Below are 21,840 nucleotides of genomic sequence, written 5' to 3'. Positions count from 1 at the left end.
CCCTGTGGGAGCTGGCTTGCCAGCGATCAAGGGCGCAGCCCTTGCCACCCTAGCGGCTGAGCGCAGTCTGGAACGCCGCAAACCCAGGCTTCCCATCAACCGTCTCAACCCCCTCGAACCACCCTTTCACCTGCTCGGGGTTCTGCTTCAGCCAGGCCAGCGCAGCATCTTTCGGCGCCACCCGCTCCAGGATCGGCACCATCAGGTGGCTCACCTGGTCGCTCCTGAACGACAGGTTATGCAGCAACCGCCCAACGTTCGGGCAACGCTCGCCGTACCCTTGCGCGGTCATCACCGACACGGTGGCGGCCCCCTCATCCGGCCCGAACACATCCTCGCTGCCGGTGAGGTAGACCATGTCCAACTGCAGGTTCATCGGGTGTGGCTTCCAGCCGAAGAACACCACCCATTCGTTGCGGCTCACGGCGCGCTTGACGGCGGTGAGCATGCCGGCCTCGCTCGACTCCATCAGGGTGAAACCCTTGAGGCCGAACTGGTCGCTGTCGATCATCTTCGCGGTGATGCGGTTGGAGCCGCTGCCGGGCTCGATCACGTAGATCCTGCTGCCGAGCTTGTCCTTGAACCTGGCGATGTCGGCGAAGGTGCGCAGGCCGGCATCGAAGGCGTAGCGCGGCACGGCGAATGTGGACTGGGCATCCGGCAAGGCCGCCGGCTCGATCACCTGGATGCGCTGCTTGTGCACGTAAGGCTCGGCCACCGGGCGCATGGTCGGCTGCCAGTAGCCGAGGAAGGTGTCGAGTTTGTTGTCGGCCAGGCCCGCCAGGATGATCTGCTGCGAGGCTGTGGTGAGCTTGACCTGGTAGCCCAGCGACTCCAGGGCGATCTGCGCCATGGCGCTGGTGGCGACGGTGTCCGACCAGTTGGTGGAGCCGAGCTTGACCTGGGTGCAGGCGGCGGGCTCGGCGGCCCAGCTGGCACTGCACAGCAGCGCGGCGGCGATACAGGCCCCTGCCCTCAGGCCTTTCACGACCGAGCGGCTCATTGCATCACCTCCCCTTTGACCGCGGCCAGCCCGGGCTGGCCGTCCCAGGTGGTCACCCCTTCCAGCCAGGCATCGAGCACCTCGGGGTGCTGTTTGAGCCAGGCCCTGGCGGCGGCTTCGGGCTCGTGCTTGTCGTAAAGGATGCCGCCCATGATGTGGTTCTCCATGTCCAGGGTGAAGCTCAGGTTCCTGAGCAACTGGCCGACGTTGCCGCACTCATCCACGTAGCCCTTGCGGGTGCTGGTGTAGACGGTGGCGTCGCCGAAGTCGGGGCCGAAGTAGTGGTCGCCGCCGGTGAGGAATTTCATTTTGAAGCGGGTGTTCATCGGATGCGGCTCCCAGCCCAGGTAAAGGATCGCCTGGTTGCGCCGCTGCGCCCGCTCCACCTGCGCGAGCATGCCCGACTCACTGGAAGCGACCACGTTGAAGCCGGCGTCCTTGAGGCCGAAGGCGTTGTCGGCGATGGCCTTGAGCACGGCGTTGTTGCCACCGTCACCGGGCTCCAGGCCGTAGACCTTGCCGCCCAGCTCGGTCTTGAAACGGGCGATGTCGGCGAAGTCCTTGAGCCCCCGGTCCCACAGGGTTTGCGGCACCGCGAGGGTGTACTTGGCGTGCCGCAGGTTGACCCGCACGATGTCGATGCTGCGGGCGTCGCGGTAGGGTTTGAGGTCGGGCGCCATGGTCGGCAGCCAGGTGCCGAGGAACACGTCCATGCTCTTGCCTTCGGACAGCGCCTTGAAGGTCAGCGGCACGCCCACCAGGGTCGACTTGGTTTCATAGCCGAGGCTTTTGAGCAGCGTGGTGGCGATGGCGGTGGTGCTCTGGATATCGGTCCAGCCGGGGTCGGACATCCGCACCAGGCGGCATTGCGGCGGTTCGGCGGCGAAGCTGTGGGCGGACAACGCCAAGGTGGTACACAGCACGGCGCGACGGGCGATGTTCATGACGCATGTTCCTCTTTGTGGCAGCTGTGGGGAGCGGCAGTTTTGTTGTTATGCAGAGGCGAAGCGGTCTTGTTGTTATGGGTTGCTCAACGGCGGATACCGATCACCCGGCCGCAATAGCCCGGGCGCGGCAAGCGCCGGTGGGCCTCGAACAGCTCGCCGATATGCGCCTCGACGGCACCGGCGAACTTGGCTGCGCGGCCGGCCTGGGTGTTGATGTTCATCAGCAGCTGTTCACTCACCGCCAACAGTTCGCCATCGGCAGGCCGGTACAGGTGGTGCACCAGGTGCAGGCGCTTGCTGTCGTGGTCGATCAGATGGGTGAACACTTGCACCTGTTCGTGCAGCTTGGTTTCGCTCAGGTAGTTGATATGCGCTTCGAGGGTGTACAGGGTGTGGCCGTAAAGCGCACGGCCGTCGGCATCCAGGCCGATGCGGTCCATCAGCGCGTCGGTGGCATGGCTGAACAGCAGCAGGTAGAAGGCATCGCGCAGATGGCCGTTGTAGTCGATCCAGTCTTCGCGGATGGGCGTCTGGTAGGTCAGCAGCAGGTCGTTCACGGGGTGGTCCTTGCATGTCAGAGGTCGAGTACCAGCGTGTCGGACAGCGCCCGGGACACGCAGATCATCATCACGTCGTTGGCCTTGCGTTCGGCCGGGCTCAGCACGCTGTCGCGGTGCTCGGGGGTGCCGTCCAGCACGCAGATTTCGCAGGAGGCGCAGGTGCCTTCGCGGCACGAGCTTTCCACCCGCAGGCCGTGGGCTTCGAGCACCTGCAGGATGCTGCGGTCCGCCGGCACCTCCAGGCGCTGGCCGCTACGCGCCAACTGCACGGTGAAGGCCTTGTTGCTGGCCGGGCCATTCTGCGCCTTGGGGGTGAACCATTCGAAGTGCACCTGTACCTCGGGAAAACCCCTGGCGGCGGCCTCGACGGCGAGCATCAACGGCGTCGGGCCACAGGTGTAGAAATGCACGTTCGGCGCCTGGCGATTGATCGCCGAGGCGATATCGAACAGCCCGCCGGCCTCGTCGTCGGCGTGCAACGTGACCTTGTCACCGAAGCCGCGCAGCGCCTCGAGGAACGCCGCACGCTGGCGGCTGCGCACCAGGTAGAACAAATGCCAGGGCCGCTGGTTGGCCTCGCACCACTGGATCATCGACCAGATCGGCGTGATGCCGATGCCCCCGGCAAAGAACACGAAGCCGGCGGCGTCCTGCTCCATGGCGAAGTTGTTGCGCGGCGGGCTGACCCGCAGCGTGTCGCCCACCCGCAGCGACTGGTGCACATGCCGCGAGCCGCCACGGCTGGTCGGCGACAGGCCGACGCCAACGCAGTAACGGTGGCGTTCACGGGGGTCGTTGCACAGCGAATACTGGCGCACGATGGCGCCGGGCAGGTGCAGTTCGATATGCGCACCGGCGCTGAAAGCAGGCAGCATGGCGCCGTCGGGCGCACGCAGCTCGATGACCATCACGCCTTTGGCCTCGGCGATCAGGTCGGTTATCTGGAGCGTCAGGGCTTCATCAGGCATGGCAAATCTCCCATAGAACAACCGCTCACTCATTGATTTGGCCGCCCCCTGTAGGAGCGGCCTTGTGCCGCGAATGGGCCGCAACGCGGCCCCAACATTAAGTGTCGACGCATGAATCGCCGGGGCATGGCCGGCAATCAACGGCGGCGCAGCGGCGCGGTCGCTTTCAACATGTGGGTAATCAGTGCGTCGCGCTGGCTGGCAAGCGCCGACCAGCTGGCGTCGCCGGCCTCTTCATGCACACCGGCCACCAGCTGCGCCGCCGTCTCGGTATCCAGCCGTGGGTCGCCCAGGTCGTCCCACCAGCCATGGAAGCTCTCGGTGTACTTCTGGCAGAACGAGGTCAGGCCTTCCGCCCCACCGCCGAGGTGGAACAACATCGTCGGCCCCATGGCCGCCCAGCGCAGGCCGGGGCCGGCCCACACCGCCTTGTCCACGTCCTCGACACTGGCCACGCCGCTCTTCACCAGGTGAATGGCTTCGCGCCACAGCGCCGCCTGCAAGCGGTTGGCCACGTGGCCGCGCACTTCGCGGTTGACGCGGATGGTCACCTTGCCCACCAGCGCATAGAAACGCTCGGCCCGCTCGACCACACCGGCGGCGGTCTTGTCGTTGCCCATCACTTCCACCAAGGGGATCAGGTGCGGCGGGTTGAACGGGTGGCCGAGGATGAAGTGCGACGGGTTCTGCCAGCCCGCCTGCATCTCGCCCAGGCGCAGGCCGGAGGCCGACGAGGCGACGATGGCGCCGGGCTTGAGCGCGGCCTCCAGCCTGGCGAACAGCTCATGCTTGATGGCGATGCGCTCGGGCACGCTCTCCTGGACGAAGTCGGCGTGCTGCACCGCGCCGGCCACATCGTCATGGAAGCTCAGCAGCCCCGGCTCGCCCTCGGCCAGCCCCAGTTCGCGCAGGGTCGGCCAGGCATTGTCGATGTAGGCACGTACGTCGGCCTGCATCGTTGGCGACGGGTCGTACACCGCCACGTTGCGGCCAGAGGCCAGGAACAGCGCGGCCCAGCTGGCGCCGATGACACCCGCGCCGATCACCGCGACATTTTCAAATTCACGCATCAAGAGCACCTCGGTTGTAGTGGGGAAAACAGATCAGCCGTGCGCCAGCATGACGTGGCGCACACTGGTGTAGGCGTCGAGTGCGAACACCGACATGTCGCAACCGTGGCCCGAGCCTTTCATCGCCGCCCAGGGCATTTCCGGGGTGGCCACGCCGTGGGTGTTGACCCAGGTGAAGCCGTAGCGCAGCTGGCTGCTGGCGGCCATGGCGCGGCCGCTGTCGCGGGTCCAGATCGACGAAGCCAGGCCGTAGCGGGTGGCATTGGCGATGGCAATCGGGTCTTGATCGGGGGTGAAGCGCGATACCGTCAGCACCGGCCCGAACATTTCCTCGGTGGCGATCTCGGCGCGGTGGTCGACGTCGGCCACCACCGTGGGCCGGTAGAAGAAACCAGCACCCTGCCCGGCCACGCCGCCGGTCACCACTTCGGCATAACCACGCGCGCGGTCGACGAAGCCCGCCACGCGCTGGCGGTGCTGCGCGGTGACCAGCGGGCCCATCTCGGTACCCGCCGCCCGTGGCGCCCCCACCTGGATCGACGCCGCCGCCTCGGCCAGGGCGCTCACCACGCGGTCGTAGACCTTGCTGGCGACGATCAGCCGGCACGGTTGCGCGCAGTCCTGCCCGGCATTGAAGAACGCCGTGGCACGCAAGGTGGCGACCAGCTTGTCGATATCGGCATCATCAAAGACGATCACCGGCGCCTTGCCGCCCAGCTCCACGTGCACCTGGCGCATCTGGCTGGCCGCCGCACGCATGGCGGCGCTGCCGGTGCCCGGCGAGCCGGTGATGCTGACCGCCTCGATGCCTGCGGCATTGATCAGCCGGTCGCCGGTTACGCTGCCCACGCCGTGGACGATATTGATCACGCCCTTGGGCACCACGTCGGCCAGCAACTGCGCCAGGCGCAGGGTCGACAGCGGCGTTACCTCCGACGGTTTGAGCACCACGCTGCATCCGGCGGCCAAGGGCGCGGCGAGCTTCCAGGCGGCCATCATCAGCGGGTAGTTCCATGGCGCGATGGCGGCCACCGGGCCGATCGGGTCGCGGCGGATCAGGCTGGTGTGCCCCGCTACGTATTCGCCCGCCGCCACCCCGGCCAGGGTCCGTGCGGCCCCAGCGAAGAAACGCAACGTATCGAGGGTCAACGGCATCTCGTCATCCAGTGCCGAGGGCCAGGGCTTGCCAACGTTCTGGCTTTCCAGCGCGGCCAGCTCTTCGGCATGGGCCTCGACCACGCCCGCGATGTCCAGCAACAGGCCGGCGCGCTGGGCCGGGGTGGTTTTCGAGTAGCTGGCGAACGCCTGCTGCGCGCTGCGCACCGCCAGGTCCAGCTGGGCGTCATCGGCCTGATGGACGCTGACGATCGCCTCGCCCGTCGAGGGGTCGATTACCGGCAAGGCTTCGCCTGCGCCCTCGACCAGCTCGCCATCGATCAACAGTCTGGTGTGCATGGCACGCCCTCCTTACAGGGTGATCCTGTCGCGGCCCTTGAGCCCCAGGCGTGCCCGGGCTTCGCTGGGCGTCGCCACCTTCAGGCCGAGGTTCTCGACGATCGCGCGGATCTTCAGCACTTGCTCGGCGTTGCTCTTGGCCTTTTCGCCGGCGCCAATGAACAGGCTGTCCTCCAGGCCCACCCGCACGTTGCCGCCGAGCATCGCCGCCTGGGTGGCGAAGGCCATCTGGTTTTTCCCGGCGGCCAGCACCGACCATTCGTAGTCCTTGCCGAACAGCTTCTGCGCCACGGTGTGCATGTGCATGAGGTTGTCGAGGTCGGCACCGACCCCGCCGAGCACGCCGAACACGATCTGGATCAGGAACGGTGGCTTGACCCAGCCCTGCTCGATGATCCACGCCAGGTTGTACAGGTGGCCAAGGTCGTAGCACTCGAACTCGAAGCGCGTGCCATGGCCCTCGCCCAGCTCCTTCACGATGTATTCGATGTCGGCGAAGGTGTTGCGGAAGATGAAATCGCGAGTGCTGTCGAGGAACGCCGGCTCCCAGTCGTGCTTCCAGTGGCTGTACTTGGCCTTCATCGGGAAGATGCCGAAGTTCATCGAGCCGACGTTCAGCGAGGCCATTTCCGGGCTCACCGCCAGCGCCGCACGCAGGCGCTCTTCACGGGTCATGCCCAGGCCGCCGCCGGTGGACACGTTGAGCACCGCGTCGCTCTGGCGGTGGATCTGGCCCATGAAGTCCTGGAACAGCTCGGGGCGCGGGTCGGGCTTGCCGGTCTCGGGGTTGCGGGCGTGCAGGTGGATGATCGAAGCGCCCGCCGCGGCCGCCTCAATCGATGAGTCGGCGATTTCCTGCGGGGTGATCGGCAGGTATTCGGACATGGTCGGAGTGTGTACGCCACCGGTGGTGGCGCAGGTGATGATCACGGATTTGGGCATGGCAAGGCTCACGGATTGAGATTTTGGAGGCCGATGTCGAGGGTCAGGGCTTCAGGCAGCGGGCATAGGCGTCCAGCACCAGGCCGTGGAAGTGGTGCAGCGCATGCTCGGACTTGCCCGAGCCGTTGGGGTCGGTGACGATGCGGCCCTGCTCGAACGCCGGGGTCTGCATGCCGCGCTGGACGTTCTCCACCAGCGAGATGTCTTCCACCTGCAGCACTTCGTCGAGGTAGCGGATGGCTTCTTTTTCCATGGCATCCGGCTCGGGCGTTTCGAGGAAGAAGTCGTAGGTTTCCAGGGTGCGGTCCGGGCCCACCGGCACGATGTTGAGCACGATCATCGAGCTGCGCCCGGGGTAGCGCATCAGGCAGGTGGTGGGCCACAGCCACCACACCGCATGGGTGCGCACGCTGGCCTGGGACACGTCGTAGGCCGAGTTCTGGCCCTTGCCGGCGTCGGCCATGTGGCTGGAGTAGATGCCGTGGGTCTTGACCTTGTAGGTGTCCATGTCCACCAGGGTGCAGAAGTCCTTGTGCGCGGTCGGGCAGTGGTAGCACTCGAGGAAGTTGTCGACCACGTTCTTCCAGTTGGACTTGATCTCGTAGGTGAGGCGGTGGCCGAAGGTGAGTTTGTCGATGTCCGGCGCCCATTGCAGGATCTCGTTGGCCAGCTCGCCAGACTGTTCGCGCAGCGGTGCGGCGGCCGGGTCGAGGTTGACGTAGACGAAGCCGCAGAATTCCTCGACCTGCACTGGGCTCAGGTGAATCTGCTCCTTGTCGAAGTCCTTCAGGCCGCCGACATGGGGCGCGGCGACCAGGCTGCCGTTGAGGCCGTAGCACCAGGAGTGGTAGGGGCAGGCGATGCGCCTGGTCTTGCCCTCGCCCTGCAGCACCGGGTGGGCGCGGTGCTTGCACACGTTGTAGAAGGCGCGCAGCACGCCTTCCTGGTCGCGGACCACGGCGATCGGCTGGCCGGCGATGTCCACGGTGGTGTAGCTGCCCGGCTCGCGCACCTTCTCCACATGGCACACCCACTGCCAGCTCTTGGCGATGATCGCCTGCTGGTCGAGGCGGAACCACTCCGGTTGCACGTAGGCGTCGGCACGCAGCGACTGGGAGACCAGCGGGTCTGGATCGTAACCCTGCTTGATCGCTTCGAATTGGCGGGGATGCAGCAACTCAGACATATCAACGGCCCTTTTATTGTTACGGGCAAGGGGTGTTTGCCCGTTCTGTGGGGTTGATAGTGGTCCGTGGCCGAGGGATTAAATGTGCAAAATACGCCGTGTTTTATTCTGCATTGGCCATTGTCGTTTTTAGGTATGCAGGCGTTGGAAGCGACTGGTTTGTGTGGCCTGCACCGGCCTCATCGCCGGCAAGCCGGCTCCCACAGGTCCCGCGCCTGCCTTGGGAAGGACAGTGTCCATGTGGGAGCTGGCTTGCCAGCGATGAGGCCGGTGCAGGTTACCGACGGGCCACCCCGCGCTGATGCATCGGCCAGGCCCGGTAATCGAACGGCACCCTGCCCTCCTGCCGGTCCTGGCGCGGGGTCAGGCCGAAGCGCTCGCGGTAGATCCGGCAGAAATGCGACTGGTTGGGAAACCCCGACGCCACCCCGACCTTGGTCAGCGCCAGGTCGGTCTGGGTCACCAACCCGCGCGCCCGGTCCAGGCGGATATCGCGGTAGTACAACGCCGGGCTCTTGTGCACCACCTGGCGGAACAACCGGTCCAGCTGGCGCTGGGAGATGCCGACTCGCTCGCACAGTTCGGGAATGCCGATCACCTCCTCCAGGTGCCCCTCCATCAGCTTGATCGCCTGGCGCACCACCAGCGGGATGGTATGCCCCAACGGCTGCTGGGCCTCGGGGTTCTGCTGGCTGCTGCCCGGCCGGAACTGCTGGTGAAACACATAGCGCGCCGCCTCGTTGGCCAGGGTCTCGCCGTGCAGGTTGCGGATCAGCTGCAACGCCGTGTCGGTGGCCGCCGCACCGCCGCAGCAGGTGATGCGCTGCTGGTCGAACACGTACAGGTCCTCGACGATGGTGACCTCGGGGTACAGCTCCAGCAGCGCGTCGATGTGCTCGTAGTGCGCAGTGGCGCGCCGGCCTGCCAGCAGCCCGGCCTCGGCCAGCAGGAAGGTGCCGGTGTCCAGCCCGCCCAGCAGGCAACCCTTGCTCGCCCAGGTTCGCAGCACGCCCTGCAGGTGGCTGCTGTGGTGCTGCTCCGGGGCCCAGCTGCTGGAGAGCATCACCAGGTCCCACGGCTCGTCACGCAGGTTGGCCAGCGACTGGGTGAACAGGTCCATGCCGTTGGAGGCGCGGATGCCGCCGCCCTCGACCGAGGCGAACGCCCAGTGGAAGCGTGCCTCGCCGCTGAGGTAGTTGGCGGCGCGGAATGGGTCGACAAAGGCCGTGGTGGCGGCGGCATTGAAGTGGGGGAAGACGATGACCAGGAAGTTGAACACGGCGGTCTCGCTCAGCGGCTGGGTGGGCTGATCATACGGCAGTGAAATGCCCTGTGCTGGTGTGGGGGCGACAGGGTTGGTCCTGGGCAAGCCTCCTGGACTGGGCTGGTGCCGGTCAATGCACGAATACACTGTCACCAATGCCTGTTTTGCGGGCCAAAGCGCCTGTTAAGCGAGAGACAGGCATTTTCAGTGTCCCTACTCTGCTCGAACAGCCCAGGCTGTGCCCGTCCGCCTTAATCTTCACTGTCGAGCACTTATCCATGACCACTGAACAGACCACCCCCGATCACGGCGCTTTCAGCGAGCCGATCTGCGCCACAACACAGCAGCCCACCGGCCTGTTGATCCCGATCGTGGGGGCAGCAGCCTTCGCCCATCTGCTCAACGACTTGATTCAAGCCGTGCTGCCCTCGGTCTACCCGATGCTGAAAAGCGACTTTTCCCTGAGCTTCGCGCAAATCGGCTGGATCGCGCTGGTGTACCAGGTCACCGCTTCCTTGCTGCAGCCCTGGGTCGGGATGTACACCGACAAGCACCCAAAGCCTTACCTCTTGCCCTCGGGCATGGTGATCACCTTGATCGGCATCGCCTTGCTGGCGGTGGCCAGCAGCTATGGGATGTTGCTTGTGGCGTCCGCCGTGGTGGGGGTGGGTTCGGCCACCTTCCACCCGGAAGCCTCCAGGGTGGCCCGGCTGGCGTCGGGTGGCCGGTTCGGCACAGCGCAGTCCACCTTTCAGGTGGGCGGCAATACCGGCTCGGCGATCGGCCCGCTGCTGGCGGCCGCCATCGTCATTCCCTACGGGCAGCACGCGATTGCCTGGTTCATGCTGGCAGCGGCGTTGGCGGTGTGGATTCTGCTGCGGGTGACGGGCTGGACCGTACGCCACGGCCAGGCGCAGCTCAACAGCCTCAAACGCCACCAGCCGGCAGGGCTGGACAGGGGCGCCATGATCCGTGCCGTGGTGGTGATTGCCTTGTTGATGTTCGCCAAGTTCGTCTACATCACCGCCTTCACCAACTACTTCACGTTCTACCTGATCGAGCGCTTCGGTATTTCGGTTCAACAAAGCCAGTTGTACCTGTTCGTCTTCCTTGCCTCGGTCGCGCTGGGTACATTCGCAGGTGGCCCGGTGGGTGACCGCATCGGGCGCAAAGCGGTGATCTGGGTGTCGTTCCTCGGGGTGGCGCCGTTCGCCCTGGCGCTGCCCTATGCAGGGCTTGCCGGGACGGCGCTGCTGGCGGTGGCGATAGGCCTGGTCATGTCTTCGGCCTTTGCGGCACTGGTGGTGTATGCGCAGGAAGCGGTGCCCGGGCGCGTGGGCATGGTCTCTGGCGTGATGTTCGGGCTGATGTTCGGCATCGGCGGCATCGGCGCTGCCGGCCTGGGCGTACTGGCCGACCGTTACGGTATCGTCTGGGTCTACCAGCTGGTGTCGTTCCTGCCGTTGCTGGGGCTGGTCACAGCCTTGCTGCCCAAGACCAACCCGCAGGCCACAGCGCCGGCCCGCTGCTGCTGAACAACAGGGCGGCTATTGCGGCCGCCTCGCCGAGTCGGCTAGAAACGCCCCTGCACCGTCTTACGCGGTCAAGGCGACCATCAACGGAAAAGAGGCCAACGTGCTCAAGTCGCTGGATGAATTCTTGAAGGAAGTCGATCGCTGGACCTGGGCCATCACCAGCAGTGCAACCGACTACCCTGACGGCTGGTTCATTGCCCCCCACTCGCACGCCAAGCATCAGCTGATCCATGCCATCGAAGGGGTGATGACCGTGCAGGCCGAGGACGCACGCTGGACGGTGCCACCCAGCCGCGGGATCTGGATGCCGCAAGGCCGAATCCATGCGATTCAATGCATGGGCCCGGTCAAGATGCGCAGCATCTTTGTCCAGCCCGACAGCGCGCCGGGGCTGCCGAGCCAATGCAAGGCCATCAGCATTTCACCACTGCTGAGCGAACTGATAAAAGCGTCGGTGAATATCGCCCACCCTTTCGATGCCGACTCACGGGAGGCGAGGATCATGCGCCTGATCCTCGATGAAGTGAGCATCCTGCCGACGCTGCCACTGAGCTTGTCGCACCCCACCGATGAACGCCTGAAGACCATCTGCGCGGCGCTGCAAGCCCACCCCGGCGACACCTCCACCGTCGCCGACTGGAGCAGGCGCCTTGGCGTGGATGAGAAGACCATCCAGCGCCTGTTCCACAAGCAACTGGGCATGACCTTCGGGCAATGGCGGCAACAAGCGAGGCTGCTGCTGGCGCTTGAGCGCATCGCCCAGGGCGAGAAGATCATCGATGTCGCAGGCGTGCTGGGCTATGACAGCCCCAGTGCCTTTGCCAGCATGTTCAAGAAGCAGTTCGGCACCACGCCGAGCCGTTTCTTCAGCTAACCGCAGTCATCCTGAACGCCCCATAGGCCGGGGTCAGCGGGTGTCCTTCTCCAGCGACTTCCACAGCTCAAGCATCGTCTGGTTGGTATTGCCGATGGAGCGGAACGACCAGATCTCAAGCTCCGCGGACCATTCAGGCCCGCCTGCGCGCACCAGTTTGCCCGCGGCCATTTCCTCTTCCACCGCCGACTCTGGCACCCAGGTGATGCCATAGCCTTCGCGCGCCATGCGCAACAGGTGCATGGCCATGTCGGCTTCATAGAAACGGTTGAGCCCGGGCTGGCGTTGTTCCGCCTGGATAATCACGTCGACCACACGCCCGAGGAACGAGGTTGCGGTGTACGCAAGGTACGGAATGGGTTGGTCGGGAATACCTGGCAGCTCGAACAACGGCCGGCCTTCGGCGTCGGGGGCCGAGACCGGAAAGAACGCATCGGAGCCCAGGCGCAGGCCGATGAACTTGTCCGGGTCGAGCACGATCGGCGCGCGCGGGTGGCTGTAGCCGATCATCAGGTCGCAGCCCCCCTCCGCCAGGGCAATCACCGCCTCCTGCACGTTGGCAGCCAGCACCCGGGCATTGAAATAGCCGTAGCGCCGCTGAAAGCCGGAGAACCATTTGGGCACGAAGGTCATCGACAGCGTGTGGCCGGCGATCACCTGGATCGAACGCCCGGGCATGCGCTCGCCACGGCGCAAGGACGAGCGCAGGTCCATGAAAGCCGACAGGGCTTCGCGCCCTTCGCTGCAGAAGATCTGGCCGGCCTTGGTCAATTGCACCGGGTAGGTACCGCGGTCGACCAGGTCGACGCCCACCCACTCCTCGAGTGATTTGATCCGCCGTGACAGCGCTGACTGGGTGATGCAGCGGATCTCGGCAGCGCGGGAGAAGTTCTTGGTTTCGGCGACCGCTAGCAGGTCATCTATCCACTTGGTTTGCATGGCAGGCTCGGGTAGGTGTTCGACGGTGGCTCGATTGGCAACAGCCTCTGAAAGCTTTGCACTGTTCAAAGCACCGCTCCAGGCCAAGGTCGAACAGAGCGTTACAACCCAACATGGAGATACAGAACATTGCCTGCATGATGCATGGTTTTAGACGCTATTGAACGCAATTCAATAACTATGAAATTAACGCATAAAACTATCGCGCTTCCTCATCAACTCATCAAAGCGCTCGGCGTAGTCTGAGCTCGTTGGCCAAAACGAAGTCGCCATCAACACCCGCCGCAGCCATCAAAGCCTGCCTGAGCGCCCATCGCTGACTGACCCAACACCTGGCCCAGCGCTGCAGTGACAGCGCGGGACGAGCTTCGACGCGCCCACCAAAAACAACGAGGTCGAGATGAACAACAAGAAACTACCCAAATACATCGCCGTGGCAATCCTGCTTGGCATCGTCGTCGGTTGGGGCTGCAACACGTTTGCAGCCAGCCCCGAGTCGGCAAAAGAAATCGCCGGCTACTTCAGCCTGGTCACCGACATTTTCCTGCGCATGATCAAGATGATCATCGCGCCCTTGGTGTTCGCCACCCTGGTGGCCGGCATCAGCAGCCTGGGCAGCTCCGGCTCGGTAGGCCGCATCGGCCTGCGCTCGATGATCTGGTTCGTCAGTGCCTCGGTGTTCTCGCTGGCCCTGGGCATGTTGCTGGTCAATGTCTTCCAGCCCGGGGCCGACCTCAACCTGAGTGTCCAGCAGGCCCAGGCGGCCGGTGCGGTGACCGTCAACGCGGGCGATTTCAGCCTCAAGACCTTCATCAGCCATGTGTTCCCGCGCAGCATTGCCGAAGCCATGGCCAACAACGAGATCCTGCAGATCGTGGTGTTCTCGCTGTTCTTCGGCCTGGCACTGGCCTACGTGAAGAAGCAGGGCAACGAACGCATCGGCGGACTGGTCGACGACCTGGCCAAGGTGATGTTCCGCATCACCGACTACGTGATGATGTTCGCCCCTGTCGGTGTGTTCGCCGCCCTCGCCGCCGCGGTGACCACCCAAGGCATTGGCCTGCTGTTCGATTACGGCAAGCTGATCGGCCAGTTCTACATCGGCATCCTGCTGCTGTGGGCGGCGCTGTTCGCGGTCGGCTACGCGTTCCTCGGCCGCCCGGTGTTCACGCTCGGCAAGCTGATCCGTGAACCGGTATTGCTGGCGTTTTCCACAGCCAGCAGTGAGTCGGCCTACCCCAAGACCATCGATGCGCTGGAGAAATTCGGTGCACCTAAACGCGTCTCCAGCTTCGTCCTGCCCCTGGGGTACTCCTTCAACCTGGACGGCTCGATGATGTATCAGGCCTTCGCCATCATGTTCATCGCCCAGGCCTACAACGTCGACCTGTCGTTTACCCAGCAACTGCTGATCCTGCTGACCCTGATGATCACCAGCAAGGGCATGGCCGGCGTTGCCCGCGCTTCGGTCGTGGTGGTCGCGGCCACCCTGCCCATGTTCCACCTGCCGGAAGCGGGCCTGCTGTTGATCCTGGCCATCGATCAGTTCCTCGACATGGGCCGCACCGCCACCAACGTGGTGGGCAACAGCATTGCCACGGCGGTGATTGCCAACCTGGAGAGCAAGCACGGCGACACCCCTCAAGCGCACACCGCCGGCATTCACCCACAGAACGCCTGATCCGCCACTCGCTCCCCTTCACTGCCTGGTTGAACTGAACATGAAACCTTCGAGAAAAAATCACCCCGCGCGCACGCTTGGCATCATTGGCGGCCTGGGTTCGCTGGCGGGAGGGGACTTGTTCTACAAGTTGCTCAAAAGCGAGCCTGTGCTGGCGGACCTGGGGCGCTATCACTTGCTGTTCGAGCAACACCCCTTCAAGGACCTGTCGCTGCCACTGTGCAGCGACGCCAGCATGACCTCGCGCAAGCTCTATGTGTTTCAGACCTGCCAGGGCTTCGCCGACAGCAATGCGGATGCCGTCCTGATTCCGTGCTTCGCCAGCCACACCTTCCTGGATGAGCTGAAAGCGGAACTGGACATCCCGGTTGTCGACCTGATGGCTGCGCTTAAGCAGCACCTGGCCCAAATGGCTGAGCCGGGGGCCCGCCTTGGCGTGCTGGCCTCGGACTACGTTCGCGCTGCGGGCCTGTTCGAGCAGCACTTCGGTGCTGACTTTGAGCTGGTCTATCCATCGCCGGCGAACCAGACAGTGCTGATGGAAGCTGTATACGGCCCCGCAGGCATCAAGGCTGGCCACCTCGACGGGGTTGCGTTGGAGCGGCTGCATCAAGTCTGTCTGGACCTGAACAGCCAAGGGGCGCAACTGCTGCTGCCGGGCATGACCGAGATTTCCCTGGTGGCGGCGGACCTGCATCGACGCGGCATTCGCTGCATAGACGTGAACCGGGTGTATGCCGATTACGCGACGGCCAGTGAATCAGCACGCGTCACCGCGCCGTTCAAACTGGGCATCGTCGGCGGGGTCGGCCCGGCGGCGACCGTCGATTTCATGGGCAAGGTGGTCAAGAACACGCCAGCGGGTAGAGACCAGGAACACATCAAGATGGTGGTCGAGCAGAACCCGCAGATCCCCGACCGAACGGCCAACCTGCTGCGAAAGGAAATGGACCCTACGGTGGCAATGTACGCGACCTGCAAGCGCCTGGAGTGCGAAGGCGCCAAGGCCATCGCCATTCCCTGCAACACCGCGCATGCCTATGTCGAGCGCATCCAGGGGCACCTGCAGATCCCGATCATCAACATGCTGACAGAGACCATCGCGTTCATTCATCAGGCGTACGGAGCCGCCAGGCAGGTCGGTTTGCTGGCGACTTCCGGCACCCTGCAAAGCCGGGTGTACCACGCGGCTGCAGAGCGGTCCGGCTTGAGCCTGATGGTGCCTGATGAGGCTGCGCAGGCGCTGGTGATGCGCTCGATTTATGGTGAGCGTGGTGTGAAAGCCGGATACACCACAGGCCAGTGCAAGGACGATCTGCTGACGGCCGCAGCACATCTGGTGGACAGAGGCGCCACGGTGCTGATCCTCGGCTGCACGGAGCTGCCGCTGATGTTTCCCCTGGCCGATGACTGTCTGATCGGTACCGCCCGTGTGGCCTTGGTCGACCCCACGAACGTGCTCGCGCAACGTTGCGTTGCCCTGGCACAGGCCTAGCGCACTCACCGGGCTACAACCCACCCTCTCGCCCCGCCTGGAACAGGTGCTCGAACCCTCGCAGGGTGCTGTCGACGAACCGTGCATCGGTGGTGGAGTCCGGCAACTGCAGCACCCCATGAATCACCAGCGACGCCAGCCCATGGGTATAGGACCAACCCGCCAACGCCGCCCGGCGCACCTCGGCGCTGGCCACATCCTGCCCGAGGATCTCGGCAATGATGCGCTTGAGTTCACCGAACGCCTCGTCACGCGCGGTGCAGTACTCGAAGGGCATATCGCAGCTGGCCAGCTCCGGGCCGAGCATCAGTTGGTACAGCGCCGGGTTGGCGCGGGCGAAGCTGAAATAGGCCAGGCTGGCGTCGCGCAGCTTGTCGATGCCCGCGTTGCCGCGGTCGGCGCCACGCAGCGCTACGGCCAGCTCGCGAAAGCCCTGCGCCGCCAGTTGCCCGACCAGCTCGGCGCGGTTGGCGTAGTGGTGGTAGGCGGCCGTGGCGCTCACCCCTACCCGCTCGGACACGGCGCGCAGCGACAGCTTGGTCGGCCCCACTTCTTCGAGCATGTCCCGCGCGGCGCTGAGCAATTGGGGGGCAAGGTTGCCGACGTGGTAGGTGCTGCGGGTCTTGGTCATGTGCGATGAGGCCTTGATTACGGGGTGCGAAGCGCCTCGATCTTAACACCCGGAAATATCTTGACGCTGATAAGATCAAATCTTAGCATCGCTAACATCCTGTGCTTTCCAGGTGTTTTTTTAACCAAATCTTATCAGTGATAAGTTCGAGGTGATGATGAAGCACTACGATGCGGTGGTGATCGGCGCGGGCAACGCCGGGCTGACAGCGGCGGCCGCGCTGCAGCGCGGTGGCTGCCGGACCTTGCTGGTGGAGCGCCACAACATTCCGGGCGGCTGCGCGACGTCCTTCGTGCGCGGCAACTTCGAGTTCGAGGTGGCGCTGCACCAGCTCAGCGGGCTGGGTACCGAGGACAAGCCGTTCGTGATGCGCCCGTTCTTCGACAAGCTCGGCGTGCTCGACAAGGTCGAGTTCATCCAGGAACACGCCCTTTACCGGCTGGTGGTGCCCGGTGAGCTGGATGTCACCCTGCCGGCCAGCTGGTCGGGGATTCGCCGCCTGCTGCAAGGCCTGTACCCGGCAGAGCACGAGGCCATCGAGCGCTTCATGCTGGTGTGTGAAAAGGTCACCCTGGAAAGCTTCATGACCCTGCCCAAGGCCAAGCGCGCCAACAGCGAAGCAATGCTCCAGTCACTGTGCCCCTACTACGTCGAATACGGATTTCGCCCGGCGCGGGAGGTGCTGGACGAATTCTTCAGCGACGCCAAGCTGAAGAACATCCTGGCCACCTACTGGCTGTACCTGGGCGTGGCACCGAGCATGCTGCCGTTCGCCGACCTGGCCACCATGCTGTACGCCTATGCGGTGTTCAAACCCTGGCATATCAAGGGCGGCTCCCAGGCGATGTCCAGCGCGCTGGTGGAGTCGTTCCTCGAGGCCGGCGGCGAGGTGCGCTTCAACTGCGGCGTGGAAAAGATCCACACCGACAACGGGCGGGTCTGTGCCGTCAGCCTGGAGGGTGGCGAAACCATCGCCTGCAAGGCCGTGGTGTCCAACGCCAGCCCGCTGATCACCTTCAACGAGCTGCTCGACCTTGAGCAGCCGCCGCTGCCCATTCAGCAGGACTTCAAGTCACGGCGCATGGGCACCTCGGCCTTCGTCATCTACCTCGGGTTGGACTGCACGCCCGAGGAGCTGGGGGTTACGACCGCGTCCAGTTTCATCTACCAGACCCTCGACGAAGAGCAGATCCACGCCCGCATGGGCAGCCTGGAGCCGCCGCTTGGCGGCATGCTCACCTGCTACAACCTGGAAGACCCGAGCGCCGCGCCAGCGGGCAAGAGCCAGGTGGTGCTGGTGTGCCTGCAATACGGTGATGTCTGGAAAACAGTGACGCCGGAGCGCTACGCGCAGACCAAATACGCCTTCGCCGAGCAACTGATCGCATTGATCGAGCAGGTCTACCCGAAGGTCCGCCAGCACATCGAGGAAGTCGAGGTGGCCACGCCGCTGACCATGATGCGCTACCTCAACACCCCGGGCGGCGCCATCTACGGCTTCCAGCAGAGCGCCCAGGACTCGGCGCTGCTGCGCGAGCGCCTGGACGCGGTGCCGGGGCTGTACATGGCCGGAGCCTGGATGACCATGGGCGGCTTCCAGCCGACCTACATGGCGGGCGAGTCCACGGCCAGGGCCGTGCTCAAACAATTGAAAGCCAATGAGGTGGAACATGCCTGAGCACAACGCATTGAACCTGATCGCCGGCTACAGCGCCGCGGCCGCCGCCAAGCTGGCACTCGAACAAAGCGGCAGCGATTTTCTCGAAGTGCGCGGCGAAGTCGGCAACGCCGTGGTGCAGTTGCACCCCAAGCGCCTGGCGCTGGAAGTGGCCGAGATCATCGAGGACACCCCCAGCACCCGCACCCTGCGCCTGGTGGCAGTCGATGGCCAGGCCCTGCCGCCGTTCCAGGCCGGGCAGTACATCAACCTGTTCGTCGAGATCGACGGGGTGCACACCGCCCGCCCCTACGCCCTGTCATCGCCGCCCTCCCAGCGCGGTTACTACGACCTGACCGTGAAGCGGGCCAAGGGCGGCTTCGTGTCCAGCTACCTGCTCGACCGGGTGACGGTGGGCCAGCCGCTGACCAGCTCGGGGCCGATGGGCACCTTCCACCACAACCCGCTGTTTCATGGTGACGACCTGGTGTTCCTGGCCGGTGGCTCCGGCGTGGCGCCTGCGCGCAGCATCCTCCTGGATATCCTGGCGCGCGACCTGCCACAGCGCTTGCAGCTGATCCATGTGAACAGCCATCTGGACGATGTGATTTATGCCGAGCAGCTACGCGCGCTGGCAGCGCGGCATCCGCAGTTCACCCTGACCGAAGTGATCTCCCGCCCGCCCGCTGGCTACAGCGGACACAGCGGCCGCTTGAATGTGGACCTGCTACGCGAGCAGTTGGGCGCGGTCGGCGACAAGATGTTCTATATCTGCGGCCCGACGCCATTCAACGACAACTGCGTGGCCCTGCTGAGCGAGCTGGGCGTGGCCCGCAGGCGTATCCGCGTCGAGGCCAATGGCGCGCCCAAGGCGCCGAACCAGCAGCCCGGCTGGCCCGACGGTGTGGCCTTGGAGGATGAAGTGCAGATCACCGTGCGCGGGCGCGGCAGCTTCCGCAGCCAGGTGGGTGAGCCGCTGCTCAACGCCCTGGAGCGCAATGGCTATTTCGCCGAGAACGCCTGCCGCTCGGGGGAATGCAGCCTGTGCCGGGTCAAGCTGGTGGCCGGCAGTGTGTTCAACCCGCAAGAGGCGCACCTGCGCAAATCCGACCGTGACTTTGGCTGGATTTACGCCTGCGTGGCGTTCCCGACCGGGGATATCGAAGTGCTGCTGTAAGCGGGCACCCGGTTCAGCGCGACTCGACGGCAAGTTGCCCTTCGATCCATTCGACGAAAAAAGCCCGCATCGGCAAGCTGCGCCCGCACCAGGGCGATGCCCTGGCCACTGGCGGCGGCGCGCAGCAACAGCAGGTCCTCGTCAAAGCTCTGCCCGCGGCGGCTACGGGGGTCGGGCTCGACGCCGTGGGCCTGCAACCACAGCGCCCAGTCGGCGCGCTCGGCGTGCTGCAACAGCGGGTAGTGCAGGCAATCTTCAGGGGCGTGCAATACCGGTCCGTTGGCGAGCAGCGCGGGGCTGGCAACCGGCAGCAACACGGGCGCCAGCAGTGCTTTCGACACCAGCCCCGGGTAGTCGCCCAGGCCATGGCGCAGGGACCGCCCGGTGGAGCTCCCCGCCTACGGGTTGGACCATGGCAGCCGTGGCGAGCGCTTCGCGCAAAGCGTGGACTACAAGCCGGCTCGACGATACGGCTGACAACACATGCCTTGCGGATCTCTCGTTATCTGCCGTATCGGCTTGAACCTACCGAAGCGGCGACCAACAGAGAACGGCCAAACTCCGAGCATCGATTAAGCTAGCAAAGACATCGGTCTCACTGGCAAGGAGATTGAGCCATGGAGTCAGCATTGGGCCTGGTAGTTGTTTTGTTTTTTGCATGGGTGATCTGGCTATACCACTTGAAGCTGTCTCAGCAAGCGCGGCGCCGCAGGGAGGTGCTTTACGAAGCCTTCGAGGCCACCATGAAAGAACACCGAGTCAAATCGTTCGAGATCCTGATGGAGCGTATTAAGATTCGAGAAAAGTTTCACAGCGATGAGCTTTATCGAATACTACTGATCGACCCTGGTAGTTATTTCCTTTATTACGATGGACGTAGTGGCAGCATAATGTTCCTACCGATAAGCAAGGCGCGAGCGATGCTGGCCATGGAAGGAAAGGCAAGTATCCGAGCATGAGGCTCGCGGCGCCCCATTACCCTTTTGTAATGGCCGCTGTGGGTCGACACCGGACCGCCCCTCGCTTGGCATCTAGACTGCATACTGCAAGCGTCGCCGTTTCAGTTTTGGAATTGATTCCTACCCTATTCTTCGGCGTTTTGCACACCAACCTGCCGTCCTGGCCGGCGCAATCAGTCAGTGAGTGGCGTAGCCAGATTCGCCAGCTTGAGCAGACTCAGGACGTATTCCCATGCCACTCTGAACTAAGCTGGGCGTTACAGCGATGGTATGACGACTGCGTCCTGATGGACTACGACGCGGCCAGCGGTACCGGCCGCCTCGTCATCGTCGACTGGTACGCGCCGGTTCCTGGAACTGTCATTGAACTGCAGATCGGTAGTCCCCCAGAAGATCTGGTCGATCCGGACAATTAGGAAAGGCTCGACTAGTTGTGAACATCAAAAGCTCAATCTGAGCTTTTCCATAATCCGCCTACCTGTTACATCACTTGAGCGATTCGAGGCCTTGAGCGCCTGCTGTAGACAACGCACCAAACAGCGCGCGGCCGGGTCCAGCGTCTGGTCGCGCAACTGGATCACGCTAATGTCGCCCTCCTCCAAGGACTCCTCAAGTTCCAACGCTTGCGCCTTGCTACGCAGCGGCTCACACAGAAGCATGGGTTCAGGCGAAAATCCAAGCATTCCACCATCTACGATCAGGCTACTGAGCATAGCGCTGGATTGGGCGCAAACGATTCGTCCTGGCTCAATGCTCAACCCATGACGCCCGAACAGTTGATGCATCAACGCTTGTTGCCCAGCTTGGGTAAAATTCATCACCCAGTCCTGCTCAAGTAGCTGACCCAACGACCGAGCACCCAGCATAGGGTGATCGATACGCGCCAACACCCGCATGGGGTAGTGGGCCAAAACCTCATGACTGAACTCCTGGCTCGACAACCCGCCGGCAGGTCCCAGGGCGAACTGCATTTGGCCGCTGCGCAGCAATGCCAGGCTGACCGCCTGCAGGCCTTCGTAAAGCTCCAGTTGCACCCCCGGCATCTGCTGGCGGAAGGCTTGCAGAGCCGTACCCAACAAGGTCTGCCCGAACCAGGGCGTAATGCCCACGCACAGGCGGGTCGGTGCTTCGCCGCGCAGGCTGGCCAAGTCGCGCTGGGCCTTCTCCAGTTGGCTGGCGATCTGCCGGGCATGAGGTAAAAGCGTCAGCCCGCCAAAGGTCAGGCGCGCACCACCGGCGTGGCGGGACAACAAGGGTAGTCCTTGCTCCTCCTCCAGCTCGCGCAGGGCACGTGTGATGGCAGCCTGGGACAATTCCAGGGCCCGGGCTGCCGAGCGGATGCCGCCGTGGTCGGCCACGGCGATCAGGGCCTGTAGTTGGTGCAGCTTCACGAAGAGTCTCCTGCCTGAACACCAAGGGTCGTCATGACAACATTTTTGCGGCTTATGCCTAGCCGCCGATGGCGCTAGGTTAGAGCACGAGGCCAAGGCCGCCAAC

The 21,840-nt window shown here is 64.2% G+C and carries 20 protein-coding genes and 2 pseudogenes; 9 read left to right on the top strand and 13 right to left on the bottom strand.

Annotation, left to right across the window (positions count from 1 at the left end; genetic code table 11):
- Nucleotides 1–49: 49 nt before the first annotated feature.
- From choX (L6D77_RS10735) to L6D77_RS10695, 9 genes are all read right to left on the bottom strand, one after another.
- Nucleotides 50–1,003 carry a choline ABC transporter substrate-binding protein gene (gene choX, locus L6D77_RS10735; protein WP_232884170.1) on the bottom strand — a complete coding sequence of 318 codons (954 nt, stop codon included), beginning with the start codon at nucleotides 1,001–1,003 and terminating at the stop codon, nucleotides 50–52.
- Nucleotides 1,000–1,947, bottom strand: coding sequence for a choline ABC transporter substrate-binding protein (gene choX / locus L6D77_RS10730; RefSeq protein WP_232884169.1), 948 nt, complete (start codon nucleotides 1,945–1,947; stop codon nucleotides 1,000–1,002). Before choX (L6D77_RS10730) ends, choX (L6D77_RS10735) begins: the two co-directional genes overlap by 4 nt.
- Before the next feature lie 86 nt (nucleotides 1,948–2,033).
- Entirely contained in the window at nucleotides 2,034–2,507 is a 474-nt protein-coding gene (locus L6D77_RS10725; protein WP_232884168.1) for a thioesterase family protein, read from the bottom strand.
- A gap of 17 nt (nucleotides 2,508–2,524) precedes the next feature.
- On the bottom strand, nucleotides 2,525–3,478 hold the full coding sequence (locus L6D77_RS10720; protein ID WP_232884167.1) for a PDR/VanB family oxidoreductase: 954 nt from the start codon (nucleotides 3,476–3,478) through the stop codon (nucleotides 2,525–2,527).
- A 137-nt stretch (nucleotides 3,479–3,615) separates the two neighbouring features.
- Entirely contained in the window at nucleotides 3,616–4,548 is a 933-nt protein-coding gene (locus L6D77_RS10715) for a 3-hydroxyacyl-CoA dehydrogenase NAD-binding domain-containing protein (protein ID WP_232884166.1), read from the bottom strand.
- Nucleotides 4,549–4,581: 33 nt separating this feature from the next.
- Nucleotides 4,582–6,003: an aminobutyraldehyde dehydrogenase gene (locus tag L6D77_RS10710; RefSeq protein ID WP_232884165.1), complete on the bottom strand. Its 1,422-nt coding sequence runs from the start codon at nucleotides 6,001–6,003 to the stop codon at nucleotides 4,582–4,584.
- A gap of 12 nt (nucleotides 6,004–6,015) precedes the next feature.
- Complete coding sequence (gene kce, locus L6D77_RS10705; protein ID WP_232884164.1) at nucleotides 6,016–6,945, bottom strand: 3,5-dioxohexanoate:acetyl-CoA acetone transferase; 930 nt, start codon at nucleotides 6,943–6,945, stop codon at nucleotides 6,016–6,018.
- Nucleotides 6,946–6,988: 43 nt separating this feature from the next.
- Entirely contained in the window at nucleotides 6,989–8,131 is a 1,143-nt protein-coding gene (locus L6D77_RS10700; RefSeq protein WP_232884163.1) for an aromatic ring-hydroxylating oxygenase subunit alpha, read from the bottom strand.
- A 277-nt stretch (nucleotides 8,132–8,408) separates the two neighbouring features.
- Nucleotides 8,409–9,410, bottom strand: coding sequence for a GlxA family transcriptional regulator (locus tag L6D77_RS10695; protein ID WP_232884162.1), 1,002 nt, complete (start codon nucleotides 9,408–9,410; stop codon nucleotides 8,409–8,411).
- A 263-nt stretch (nucleotides 9,411–9,673) separates the two neighbouring features.
- Here L6D77_RS10695 and L6D77_RS10690 point away from each other — a divergent pair, with 263 nt between their 5' ends.
- Together L6D77_RS10690 and L6D77_RS10685 are read left to right on the top strand one after the other, a co-directional pair.
- Nucleotides 9,674–10,930: an MFS transporter gene (locus L6D77_RS10690; protein ID WP_232884161.1), complete on the top strand. Its 1,257-nt coding sequence runs from the start codon at nucleotides 9,674–9,676 to the stop codon at nucleotides 10,928–10,930.
- Nucleotides 10,931–11,030: 100 nt separating this feature from the next.
- Nucleotides 11,031–11,804, top strand: a complete 774-nt coding sequence (locus L6D77_RS10685) for an AraC family transcriptional regulator (RefSeq protein ID WP_232884160.1) — start codon at nucleotides 11,031–11,033, stop codon at nucleotides 11,802–11,804.
- Nucleotides 11,805–11,837: 33 nt separating this feature from the next.
- On the opposite strand, the gene L6D77_RS10680 is transcribed toward L6D77_RS10685, so the two are convergent.
- The gene (locus L6D77_RS10680) at nucleotides 11,838–12,743 is read right to left on the bottom strand and encodes a LysR substrate-binding domain-containing protein (protein ID WP_232884159.1); all 906 of its coding nucleotides are present in this window, start codon (nucleotides 12,741–12,743) and stop codon (nucleotides 11,838–11,840) included.
- Nucleotides 12,744–13,143: 400 nt separating this feature from the next.
- On the opposite strand from L6D77_RS10680, the gene L6D77_RS10675 reads away from it, so the two are divergent.
- A complete protein-coding gene (locus L6D77_RS10675) occupies nucleotides 13,144–14,424 on the top strand; it encodes a dicarboxylate/amino acid:cation symporter (RefSeq protein ID WP_232884158.1) in 1,281 nt (426 codons plus the stop codon).
- 40 nt (nucleotides 14,425–14,464) lie between these two features.
- Nucleotides 14,465–15,919: a cysteate racemase gene (cuyB, locus tag L6D77_RS10670; protein WP_232884204.1), complete on the top strand. Its 1,455-nt coding sequence runs from the start codon at nucleotides 14,465–14,467 to the stop codon at nucleotides 15,917–15,919.
- Nucleotides 15,920–15,932: 13 nt separating this feature from the next.
- On the opposite strand, the gene L6D77_RS10665 is transcribed toward cuyB, so the two are convergent.
- Entirely contained in the window at nucleotides 15,933–16,550 is a 618-nt protein-coding gene (locus L6D77_RS10665; RefSeq protein ID WP_232884157.1) for a TetR/AcrR family transcriptional regulator, read from the bottom strand.
- A gap of 157 nt (nucleotides 16,551–16,707) precedes the next feature.
- On the opposite strand from L6D77_RS10665, the gene L6D77_RS10660 reads away from it, so the two are divergent.
- A complete protein-coding gene (locus tag L6D77_RS10660; protein ID WP_232884156.1) occupies nucleotides 16,708–18,228 on the top strand; it encodes a phytoene desaturase family protein in 1,521 nt (506 codons plus the stop codon).
- Nucleotides 18,221–19,384 carry an FAD-binding oxidoreductase gene (locus L6D77_RS10655; RefSeq protein WP_232884155.1) on the top strand — a complete coding sequence of 388 codons (1,164 nt, stop codon included), beginning with the start codon at nucleotides 18,221–18,223 and terminating at the stop codon, nucleotides 19,382–19,384. The genes L6D77_RS10660 and L6D77_RS10655 overlap by 8 nt, the downstream gene beginning before the upstream one ends.
- A gap of 71 nt (nucleotides 19,385–19,455) precedes the next feature.
- On the opposite strand, the pseudogene L6D77_RS10650 reads toward L6D77_RS10655, so the two are convergent.
- A pseudogene (locus L6D77_RS10650) lies at nucleotides 19,456–19,761 on the bottom strand (LysR substrate-binding domain-containing protein); the annotation flags it as partial.
- On the opposite strand from L6D77_RS10650, the pseudogene L6D77_RS27495 reads away from it, so the two are divergent.
- From L6D77_RS27495 to L6D77_RS27295, 3 genes and pseudogenes are all read left to right on the top strand, one after another.
- Nucleotides 19,760–19,837, top strand: a pseudogene (locus L6D77_RS27495) (hypothetical protein); the annotation flags it as partial. The pseudogenes L6D77_RS10650 and L6D77_RS27495 sit on opposite strands and share 2 nt — an antisense overlap.
- Nucleotides 19,838–20,001: 164 nt before the next feature.
- Nucleotides 20,002–20,343 carry a hypothetical protein gene (locus L6D77_RS10645; protein ID WP_232884154.1) on the top strand — a complete coding sequence of 114 codons (342 nt, stop codon included), beginning with the start codon at nucleotides 20,002–20,004 and terminating at the stop codon, nucleotides 20,341–20,343.
- A gap of 287 nt (nucleotides 20,344–20,630) precedes the next feature.
- Nucleotides 20,631–20,759 carry a hypothetical protein gene (locus L6D77_RS27295; RefSeq protein ID WP_269807589.1) on the top strand — a complete coding sequence of 43 codons (129 nt, stop codon included), beginning with the start codon at nucleotides 20,631–20,633 and terminating at the stop codon, nucleotides 20,757–20,759.
- Between the two features lie 24 nt (nucleotides 20,760–20,783).
- Here L6D77_RS27295 and L6D77_RS10640 read toward each other — a convergent pair whose 3' ends face one another.
- Nucleotides 20,784–21,734: a LysR family transcriptional regulator gene (locus L6D77_RS10640; RefSeq protein ID WP_232884153.1), complete on the bottom strand. Its 951-nt coding sequence runs from the start codon at nucleotides 21,732–21,734 to the stop codon at nucleotides 20,784–20,786.
- Nucleotides 21,735–21,840: the final 106 nt, after the last annotated feature.

It is taken from the genome of Pseudomonas parasichuanensis (genome assembly GCF_021601385.1).
Taxonomy (GTDB): Bacteria; Pseudomonadota; Gammaproteobacteria; order Pseudomonadales; family Pseudomonadaceae; genus Aquipseudomonas; species Aquipseudomonas parasichuanensis.
Note: the sequence above shows the minus strand (reverse complement) of the source record. Positions and strands in the feature narration are given on the sequence as shown.